9 protein-coding genes and 1 tRNA gene are annotated in these 9,077 nt (G+C 69.3%); 4 read left to right on the top strand and 6 right to left on the bottom strand.

Annotation, left to right across the window (positions count from 1 at the left end; translation table 11 throughout):
• The first annotated feature begins 153 nt into the window (after positions 1 to 153).
• The 3 genes from ACLL9L_RS07420 (at position 154) to ACLL9L_RS07410 (ending at position 3,269) form a co-directional block, all read left to right on the top strand.
• Positions 154 to 762 (top strand): DinB family protein, encoded by a 609-nt coding sequence (locus ACLL9L_RS07420; RefSeq protein ID WP_411284004.1) that lies wholly within the window; start codon positions 154 to 156, stop codon positions 760 to 762.
• 9 nt (positions 763 to 771) lie between these two features.
• The gene (locus ACLL9L_RS07415) at positions 772 to 1,614 is read left to right on the top strand and encodes a CPBP family intramembrane glutamic endopeptidase (RefSeq protein WP_411284003.1); all 843 of its coding nucleotides are present in this window, start codon (positions 772 to 774) and stop codon (positions 1,612 to 1,614) included.
• A gap of 86 nt (positions 1,615 to 1,700) precedes the next feature.
• A complete protein-coding gene (locus ACLL9L_RS07410) occupies positions 1,701 to 3,269 on the top strand; it encodes a dolichyl-phosphate-mannose--protein mannosyltransferase (protein ID WP_411284002.1) in 1,569 nt (522 codons plus the stop codon).
• Positions 3,270 to 3,327: 58 nt separating this feature from the next.
• Here ACLL9L_RS07410 and ACLL9L_RS07405 read toward each other — a convergent pair whose 3' ends face one another.
• The 5 genes from ACLL9L_RS07405 to ACLL9L_RS07385 form a co-directional block, all read right to left on the bottom strand.
• On the bottom strand, positions 3,328 to 4,083 hold the full coding sequence (locus tag ACLL9L_RS07405; protein ID WP_411284001.1) for a DUF4118 domain-containing protein: 756 nt from the start codon (positions 4,081 to 4,083) through the stop codon (positions 3,328 to 3,330).
• Between the two features lie 59 nt (positions 4,084 to 4,142).
• Positions 4,143 to 4,859 (bottom strand): class I SAM-dependent methyltransferase, encoded by a 717-nt coding sequence (locus ACLL9L_RS07400; RefSeq protein WP_411284000.1) that lies wholly within the window; start codon positions 4,857 to 4,859, stop codon positions 4,143 to 4,145.
• On the bottom strand, positions 4,856 to 5,545 hold the full coding sequence (locus ACLL9L_RS07395; RefSeq protein ID WP_411283999.1) for an FAD-binding protein: 690 nt from the start codon (positions 5,543 to 5,545) through the stop codon (positions 4,856 to 4,858). Before ACLL9L_RS07395 ends, ACLL9L_RS07400 begins: the two co-directional genes overlap by 4 nt.
• Before the next feature lie 18 nt (positions 5,546 to 5,563).
• Positions 5,564 to 5,791, bottom strand: coding sequence for a hypothetical protein (locus tag ACLL9L_RS07390; protein ID WP_411283998.1), 228 nt, complete (start codon positions 5,789 to 5,791; stop codon positions 5,564 to 5,566).
• Between the two features lie 1,241 nt (positions 5,792 to 7,032).
• Positions 7,033 to 7,953, bottom strand: a complete 921-nt coding sequence (locus ACLL9L_RS07385; RefSeq protein ID WP_411283997.1) for an aminoglycoside phosphotransferase family protein — start codon at positions 7,951 to 7,953, stop codon at positions 7,033 to 7,035.
• 619 nt (positions 7,954 to 8,572) lie between these two features.
• Between ACLL9L_RS07385 and ACLL9L_RS07380 the strand changes: the two genes are divergently transcribed.
• Positions 8,573 to 8,875, top strand: a complete 303-nt coding sequence (locus ACLL9L_RS07380) for a tyrosine-type recombinase/integrase (protein WP_411284005.1) — start codon at positions 8,573 to 8,575, stop codon at positions 8,873 to 8,875.
• A gap of 57 nt (positions 8,876 to 8,932) precedes the next feature.
• Here ACLL9L_RS07380 and ACLL9L_RS07375 read toward each other — a convergent pair.
• Positions 8,933 to 9,008: transfer RNA gene (locus tag ACLL9L_RS07375), tRNA-Ala, on the bottom strand.
• Positions 9,009 to 9,077: the final 69 nt, after the last annotated feature.

Raw genomic sequence — 9,077 nt, 5'->3', positions numbered from 1 at the left:
TGTCCGCCATTGCTGCGACAGTCGTCGCATGACCACGACACCACCACCGCGCGGCCTGCGGGCCCACCGAGCCTGACCCCGCCCTGATCAGACCCTGCCCGGCCCTGCCTGACCCCGACCCCACCGATCCCCTCTCACCCGAAGGAGCACGACATGCCCGGCACCGCCCCTCCCGTCGCCACCGAGCACGAGGGCCTGCGCGCCTTCCTGCGCCAGCAGCACGACGGCATCCGCAACGCGACGTTCGGCCTCACCGACGACCAGGCCCACGCGACACCCTCAGTCAGCGTGATCTGCCTCGCCGGCGTCGTCAAGCACGTGACCAACTGCGAGCGCACCTGGATGGCGCGCGTTGCCGCGGCGCCGGGAGAGCCGGCGCCGGACACCCGCCCGGCGGGGGAGCGGATGGCGGACTACGGCAGCGACTGGGACGCCTCCGGCGACACGATCGAGGACCTGCTCGCCCGCTTCGACGAGGCGGCGCGCGCGACCGAGGACGCCATCGCCGGGCTCGACCTCGACCTCGCCGTCCCGGTCCCCCGCGACGCCCCGTGGTTCCCCAAGGACCTGAGGGCCTGGTCGGTCCGGTGGGTCCTCCTCCACATCCTCGAGGAGGTCGCCCGGCACGCGGGCCACGCCGACATCGTGCGGGAGTCCGTCGACGGGGCGACCATGTATGAGCTGCTCGCCGCGGCGGAGGGCTGGCCCGAGACCGACTGGCTCAAGCCCTGGACCCCCGCAGCGGTCAGCGGGGGTGCATAGAGTGCCGCCATGCCCGTGAGCCCCGCGCCCGAGCCGGTCGCCACCACCAGCGCCCCCGGCGCGGCCAGCACCACCGCCGCCGGCGCCGTCCCCCGGCGGCGAGCGCTGGGCCGCGAGGTCCTCATCGTCCTCGGCATCTCGCTCGGGTCCTCGGCCGTGTATGCCGTGCTGCGGATCATCGACCGGCTCACCATCTCGGTCGCCCTCAACCAGCAGTCCTCGTCGCTGAACAACGCGGTGACGCCGGAACGGCCGTGGCTCGACCTGGCCTACCAGCTGACGGCCATCGCCGTGGCCCTGGTACCTGTCGCCGCAGCGCTCTACCTCCTGCGCGTGGTCGCGCCCCCGGCCACCTTCTCCCCCAGCCGTTTCCTCGGGCTCGACCTGCGACGACCCGGGTTCGACCTCCGCAGCGGGCTGCTGCTCTCCGCCCTGATCGGCATCCCGGGGCTCGGGCTCTACGTCGCGGCCAAGGCCCTCGGGCTCAACACCCAGGTGGCGGCGGCCAACCTCGGCGGAGCCTGGTGGACGGTGCCGGTGCTCGTCCTGGCGGCCGTGCAGAACGCCGTGCTCGAGGAGGTCATCGTCGTCGGCTACCTCTTCACCCGGCTGCGCCAGATGGGCTGGCAGGTGCCGGTCGTGCTCGTCGCGTCAGCGGTGCTGCGCGGCAGCTACCACCTCTACCAGGGCTTCGGCGGGTTCGTCGGCAACCTCGTGATGGGTCTGGTCTTCGGGCTGGTCTACCTGCGGTGGCGGCGGGTCGGGCCGCTCGTCGTCGCGCACACGGTGCTCGACGTCGTGGCCTTCGTCGGCTACACCCTGGCCAGGGACCACCTCAGCTGGCTCCGCTGACGGGGCTCTCCGCGGCGACGACGATCAGGGTCCCCTCGACCGCCAGGCGTCAGGATCTCTCCGGCCACACTGCATACGATGGCCCCATGACGAGGGAGGGGCGGCTGCGCCGACGGCTGCTCGGAGAACCCGTCGGGATGCGGGTCCTCGGTTGGGTCGGTCCGCTCGTCGCCGCCGCGATCGGGGGGTTCCTGCGCTTCTGGAACCTCGGCGACCCGCACCAGCTGGTCTTCGACGAGACGTACTACGTCAAGCAGGGCTGGTCGATGATCCAGTTCGGCGTCGAGATGCGCAACGACTCGGTGCTGAACACGGCCAAGCAGATCGACCAGAACTTCACCGCCGGCAACTGGCGGGCGGTCTACGACCCGACGGTCGGGGACCTCGTCGTGCACCCGCCGGTGGGCAAGTGGCTCATCGGGTGGGGCGAGCAGCTCTTCGGCATCACCAGCTCCTTCGGGTGGCGCTTCGCTGTCGCGGTGATGGGCACCCTGTCGATCCTCATGGTCGGGCGCGCCGCCCGCCGCCTGTTCGGGTCGTCGTTCCTCGGCACGGTCGCCGCGCTGCTGCTGGCCTTCGAGGGCCACCACTTCGTCCACTCCCGCACCGGGCTGCTCGACCTCATCGTCATGTTCTGGGCGTTCGCCGCGTTCTGCTTCCTGCTGATCGACCGTGACGCGTCCCGCGCGGTCCTCGCGCGCCGGGTCGCGGCGATCCCCCGGGACCGGCTCACCCGCTCCGGTCCGTCGATGGGCTGGCGTCCTTACCGCTGGGCGGCCGGCCTCTGCCTCGGGCTGGCCACCGGCACGAAGTGGTCGGGCCTCTACTTCGTCGTCGCCTTCGGGCTGATGACCGTCCTGTGGGACCTCGGCGCCCGGCGTGCCGCCGGCATACCCGCGTGGGGACGGGCGTGGCTCGTCAAGGACAGCCCGCCCGCCTTCGTCGCCCTCGTGGGCACGACGATCGTGACCTACTGCCTCAGCTGGTGGGGCTGGTTCGCGACGCAGACCGGCTACAACAGGCAGTGGGCCGACACCCATGGCTCGACCCGCTGGGGCTGGATCCCCGGGCCGGTCCGGTCCTGGTGGAACTACCACGCCCAGATCCTCGAGTTCCACACACACCTCGTCTCGGACCACCCCTACAAGACGGACCCGTGGTCGTGGATGATCCAGGGCCGACCGACGTCCTTCTTCTACGAGGGGCCGAAGCAGGGCGAGGCGGGCTGCACCGTCGAGCTGTGCTCCAAGGCGATCACGTCGATCGGCACCCCCTCGATCTGGTGGGCGGGCACGCTGGCGCTCTTCGTCCTGGCCTTCATGTGGGCGCTGAAGCGCGACTGGCGCGCCGGCGCGATCCTCTCGGGCTTCCTCGGCGGCTACCTCCCGTGGTTCTTCCTCGCCGACCGGACGATCTACTCCTTCTACGCCGTCGCGTTCGTGCCCTTCGTCGTCCTCGCCGTGACCTACGTCCTCGGCCTGTGCATCGGCGGCCGGACGGTCTCCCCCCAGCGCCGCCAGGTCGGGATGCTCGTCACCGGGTCGTTCGTCATCGTCTCGGTGCTGCTCTTCGCGTTCTTCTACCCGCTCTACACCGCGCAGGTCGTGCCCCAGGACTTCTGGCGGATGCACATGTGGTTCCCGAGCTGGGTCTGAGCAGCTCCTCCTGCCGAGCCGGTATGCCGTGCGGCCGGCGGTGTGGGTCGCTCAGCGCTCAGCGGGGCGTGTGACGAGCGAGGACGCCGCCGACCTGGTCCGCGAGCAGGACCGTGACTCGCAGCTGTTCCTTGCTCGGGCGCACGACGTGGGTGGCGGCCGTGAGGAGGAAGGCGCCGCGCAGCTCACCACCGCTGCGGACGGGCAGGGCGATCTCGTCATCCGTGGGCAGGCCGTCGCGCGCGACGTCGAGGGGGCGGCCGTGGCGGGTCACGGAGCCGTCCGGCTCGATGAGCGTTCCGGCCACCCGCCCGCCCTCCGGCACGTAGTGGCACCGGTCGAGCCGCAGCACCTCGGTGATCTGCGCGGCGACGACCTCGATGAGGTCGGCCGGGACCGGCTGACGCTCCGCGACGGACTCCGCCGTGCGCAGGACCCCGTCGAGGTAGCCCGAGCGTCGGCTCGCCTGCGCCTGCTGACGCAGCCCCCAGAGGGCAAGCTCGGTGACGGCTCCGCCGACGAGGAGCAGCAGGACGACCGTTTCGAGATCGTTGGGGTCGGTCACCGCGAAGTTGCCGTAGGGCTGGATGAGGAAGAAGTCGAACCACACCCCGCTCGAGACGGCGGCGACGAACCCGGCGAGCCGGTAGCCGGTGGAGGATGCCGCGACCACGACAAGGACCATGACGAGGACACCCGTCGCGGTGCTGATGTCGGAGCGGATCGTCGCGAGCAGTCCGGCCACGAGGACCGGGACGAGGGCGGCCGCCGCGACGAGCTCGGTGCGGTGCCTGGTGAGCCAAGGGGTGTTCACGGTGCTCATTGTCCACCGAAACACCGGGACAGGCGGATCGACTGGTCCGTCCTGATCGATCAACCCCGACGGACGGCGTGCACGACGGCGTCGTGGATCGTCAACGGTCGCCCGTCAGGGTCGGACTCCTGCCGCTCGGGCGACGTGGCCGAGATCATCGACCAGTCGTCCGGATCGAGGACCGCAGCGACCTGCTCCGCCGTGAAGAGGAGGTCGGGCAGGTCCCAGCGACCGACGGTGGTGTCCAGGTCCGAGGGGTGGTGGCCGACCACGAGGAGCGTCCCGCCGGGGCGGACGGCGGCGGCCAGCCGGAGGTGGAGGAGGTCTAGTGACGGTCGTGGCAGGTGCATGAACTGTGCCGACACGAGGTCGAACTGCTCGGGAGCCGGGTCCCAGGTCAAGAGGTCGGCCTGTCTCCACTCGATCGTTCCCGCGATCTCCTGCCCGCCGCCGGTCGCGTGAGCGGCGGCGCGGGCCAGCGCGACGCTGGACACGTCAATCCCGGTGACGTGCCATCCCCGGGAGGCCAGCCAGATCGCGTCGGCCCCCTCGCCGCTGCCGACGTCCAGCGCTGTCCCCGCGACGAGGTCTGTGGCGAGCTCGACGAGGTGGGGGTTGGGCCGGCCACTCCACACCCGTTCGACCGAGGCGTAGCGCTCGTCCCAGAACTCTTGGGTGAACAGGTGGGTGACGTCCGAGCCGGGTGAGGAGTCATGGCCGTGGTCGGGGCCGTGACGGTGGCCCGAGTCCGGGCCGTGGTCGTGTCCGTGACTCATGATCCGCTCGCAACCACGAGCTCGGGCGTGGCGGCGAGCCGGTCACGATGGGCCGTGACGGCCCGCCGGGTGTCCTCGGCGATGAGGTCGGCGTTGAGGGCGGCCGCAGCGGTGACGCCCTCGGCCGCAGCGGTGACGACCTGGGCCTGGAGGTTGGTGACGTTGCCCGCCACCCACACGCCGGGGACGTCGGTGAGACCGAAGGCATCCGCGGCAACGAACTCGCCGACCCCGAGCGGATGCGGCGATGGGTCGAGCCCGAGGGTTGTCAGCACCCCGGAGCGGGCCACGAACCGCGGGGCGACGGTCAGCTCCCCCCTCGCCACGACCGTGCCGTCGGCGAGGCTCACGTCGAAGCCGTCCACGATCCGCTCAACGCCCGGAGCCTCGCCGGCCACCACCTGCCCGCCGTAGTGCTGGATCTCCCGGCGACCCGTCGCCAGCAGCTCGGCCGGGCTGATGCCGTCACACAATAGAAACCCGTGGACGCCACCCGCGGAGGCATTGCGCGGCTGTCCCGCGTCGATGACGACGACGGAGCGACGGGCCCGGCCCAGCACCAGCCCGGCACTCAGGCCCGCGGCGCCTCCGCCGATGACAGCGACGTCGCACCTCATGATCGGCTCTGCTGTCAGTTCCTGGATCACCATGGCCCGGATGCGAGATGTGTCGATGTCGATGGCCACGAGACGATGCTGCCTTGGTCAGACAACATTCGCAAAAGCCTTCGTGGCGGGCACTTTGACCCCGAGCCTGACCGCGGCGAGGATCGCTGCTCGCCGTTTGCGGATCGTCTGGGCCGCCGTCACCATGTGCGTCAGGCCGCGACGGGAGGCATTCGAGTAGAACCGGTTCAGGAGCATGCCGACCTCGTCCTCGGACTTCGCGGCATGCCCTGGCGCGGTGGCGCTCTCGAGGAACGCCGACGACATGTCCATCCACACCGTTGCCGACGACGTCCCGGTGGCGTGGTTGGAGGCCAACTTGAGGCAGGAGTATCACTCCTCGGAGGAAACCCCACCTGATGCACGGTGTTCGCGTCAGGCGGGGTTTCGGTTTGGTGGAGCTGAGGGGATTCGAACCCCTCACCTTCTCATTGCGAAGGCGTGCCGACACCACTTGGGCCGGCACAGCCCACCTTGCAGGAGTTGCAGGCAGGTTGCTGGGCCGCCGTCATCTTGTGGTCGGGGGGCACCGGGGGGGCAGGTGATCGTCCGTGCCATCTCGCGTAGGACATCAGCTCTCGGAGTTTCTCGATAACGCCTCAGGGGAGGCCCCACGCGCGCTCAACGCGGTCGATCTCGTCCAGAATGGTGGTTGCCAACCAATCCCTCACACCGTCCGGGCCGACGACAAACGTACGAGGCGGTGGTTCGAGCCTGGCGCGGGCGTCCGCGCTGAGGTGGGGACGAAGTGAGGTGTACCACTGAGTCTGCACAAGGGCGGCATGGTCTAGTGCCGGTCTCGTGTGCCAATCGGTCGTGTCCTCTGTCAGTCCGGCGCGCCACGCCGCCACGAGCGCCTTGCGATCGTTCCGCCTCTCTCGTCGCTCATCGACCTTCCACTGTGCCCACGGCGCCATCAGAGAACCAATCGATCCAGTAAGCAATCCTGCGACCCCCCCGATGATGGCAACGACCACGGCACTGCCCATAGGACCATTGTCGGGTCTCCGTGGACCAGATTCACGCTGTGGGACCCCGTCATCGGCTTCGAGTTTGCCCCATCACGCAGTGACGCGTAGCGCCCTTGAAGCGGCCCGGAGTCGGGCGGATGCTCAAGCGACGGGTCGGCGGCTCGCAGGTGAGTTGACCCCGAGACGGTCACAGCGGCTTTCCCCATCTTCGACCTGGTGCCGCCTGGACGGGGAGCGGTGGGGGTGCGCGCAGGCGCGCCAGCGCCGGAGCGCGGGGGTCCCTGCCGTGAGCCGGGAGGGTGGTGCCGGGTCGGCGCAGCGCAGCCGCGCCCTTGATCTCATAGAGGTCAACGCAGCAGTGCAAGTTTGCGTCGGTTGTCCTCCATCGGGTGATGCGCGACAGTCGTCCGCCGGTTGAAGTGCGACAACCGAGCGCCCCGGTCGCGACAGAACAGGAAGTCGAGGAAGTCGAGACATCGACTCGCAGCGGTCATTTCTGTCTGATCGCCACCGCCGAGGCGGCCATCCCGTCCGGCCTCAGCTGGCCAGTTTGGAGGCGGTTTCGAGGAATGTCGCCGACTCGCTGGCGTGACCAAACCACCGCAGGTACAGCCCGGTGGTGACGCGTTCGACGTAACCCCAGCGCCACACTCGCTCCGGGTCGACGTCTGCGAGGTCGGCGAGCTGGAGACAAGCTTCACGCAGAAAGGTGACCCCTGAGCCCGGCTCGGAAGCCTCCGCTAGAACGATCTCTCCGCACGCATCCCGCAGGACCACGCCGAGGTCATAAGCGCGTTCGCCAACAAATCCGTCCGGGTCGATCAAGGTCCATCCGGGCTCGCGCCGCAGCACGTTGCCGGGATGGGGGTCCCCATGGCAGACGACCTCGGCTCGCTCGGACGCCGCCAACTCGCTCACGTACCGATGAGCCAGGAGTAGGGCTTCCGGGTGCTCAGTCCCGTAGCGTGGCCCCAGATCAGTCAGGATGCCCAACAGCCCAGATGCCTTGCCTTCGAACGGGCTGCCGCAGTCGAGCGGTACGCGCCATGCGTCGCGCAGCAGGGGTATCACCACCTGTGATTGTTCGACCAGAGTCGGTGCCGCCGTCCAGAGCTCCTCGCCCAGCCGCTCGGTGAGGAGCGCTCCGCGGGGAGCGTCCCACGCGAGGATCCTTACGTAGCCGTGTCCAGCTGCGGCACGCATGACACGCACCGCGGCGTCCAGAACGCCCGGTTGGGAAATCTTGAGAACGCCCGGGATGTTGTCCGCCGACGACACGGCCAGGGTAGGCATCCCGGCGCCCCCACCGAGCCAGCGTTCAGTCGTCAGCCCCCAGTCATCACACACAGGTCGCACCACGGCGGCGAAGTGCTCGACGGACGACGACACATCCCGGTCCGAGATGCCGAGGCGGCGTTGCGCCTCGGCGATTGCTTCTTCGATCGCGTCAGGAGCCACTTGCTAAGGCTACCGAGGAGCGCCCGTCTACACGCTCGTCCCAGGGCAGCGCTGAGCGTGGACGAGCAGTTCATGACTTTCGGCATTTCCGCGCATCCCGAATCGACATGCGGGGACCTTCGTCGAGATCCCGGCAATCCCCGCCAGTTGATGTGCGTCAGGTGTGGCAATTCCCAGGGCGTTCGTCGTGTTGCGAGATCCCCGCGGGTGCTCGGGCCAGCCTGTCGGCGTTCTTCGCCTGGTGCGTGCGAGAGAAGCTGATCGTCGACAACCCGGTTATCGGAGTGAGAGTTCCCAAGCAGTCTGCCAAGTCAACGGAGATGCTTCCGTTCACGGAGGCTGAGCTGGAAATGGCACACGAGTGCTGGGCGGCCACGGATGAACAATTGGCAGATGTCCTTCTGGTACTCGGCTGGATCGGACTCCGTTGGGCTGAGGCCAGGGCGCTGACGGTGGCCGACGTCATGCAGGTCCCCACCCCGGGACTCATGGTTCGTCGCTCGGCGCCCGAGGGCGTTGGCACAAAGAGCACGAAGGGTCGCCGCTCGCGCCGAGTCCCCCTTGCCAACCGGGTGCTCCCGATCGTTCAGCGACTCTCGAAGGTAAGGAGCCCGGCGACCTGCTCCTGACGACCTCGCGGGGGGCGACGCTGCATCGGTCAGCGGTTCTCCGGTCAGTGAAGTGGGCGACGACCGGGCAAGGTCGGAGGGTGCACGACCTGCGCCACACGGCCGCGTGCCTGTGGTTGGCACGCGGAGTCGACCCCGGAACGGTCCAGGCGTGGATGGGTCACGAGTCGATTGCGACGACGAATCGCTATCTCCATTTCCTCGGGACGGGGGCCGATTCGGCGGGTCTGGAGAGGCTGAATTCGAGGCCGGGGGGCACCCGGGGGGCACGCACGCGAAAGCGTGCCGAATGACAAAGGGGAAACCCCGCCTGGTGCACGGCGTGTGTGCAGGTCAGGCGGGGTTTCTGGTGGTGGAGCTGCGGGGATTCGAACCCCGGACCTTCTCATTGCGAACGAGACGCGCTACCACCTGCGCCACAGCCCCGAGGTGCGATCGAAACTTTAACACCAGCACGCGGTCCTGCCGAACCCCGTCAGTCCGCACGGCCGGCTG

This window comes from Lapillicoccus sp., assembly GCF_046595215.1.
GTDB lineage: Bacteria > Actinomycetota > Actinomycetes > Actinomycetales > Dermatophilaceae > Lapillicoccus.
This window is presented reverse-complemented; position numbering and strand designations above follow the sequence as displayed.

Excerpts from the sequence above, each read along its gene's own strand:
- ACLL9L_RS07415 (WP_411284003.1), top strand. The coding sequence starts at position 772 with ATGCCCGTGAGCCCCGCGCCCGAGCCGGTCGCCACCACCAGCGCCCCC.
- ACLL9L_RS07390 (WP_411283998.1), bottom strand. The coding sequence starts at position 5,791 with ATGTCGTCGGCGTTCCTCGAGAGCGCCACCGCGCCAGGGCATGCCGCG.
- ACLL9L_RS07400 (WP_411284000.1), bottom strand. The coding sequence starts at position 4,859 with ATGAGTCACGGACACGACCACGGCCCGGACTCGGGCCACCGTCACGGC.
- ACLL9L_RS07410 (WP_411284002.1), top strand. The coding sequence starts at position 1,701 with ATGACGAGGGAGGGGCGGCTGCGCCGACGGCTGCTCGGAGAACCCGTC.
- ACLL9L_RS07420 (WP_411284004.1), top strand. The coding sequence starts at position 154 with ATGCCCGGCACCGCCCCTCCCGTCGCCACCGAGCACGAGGGCCTGCGC.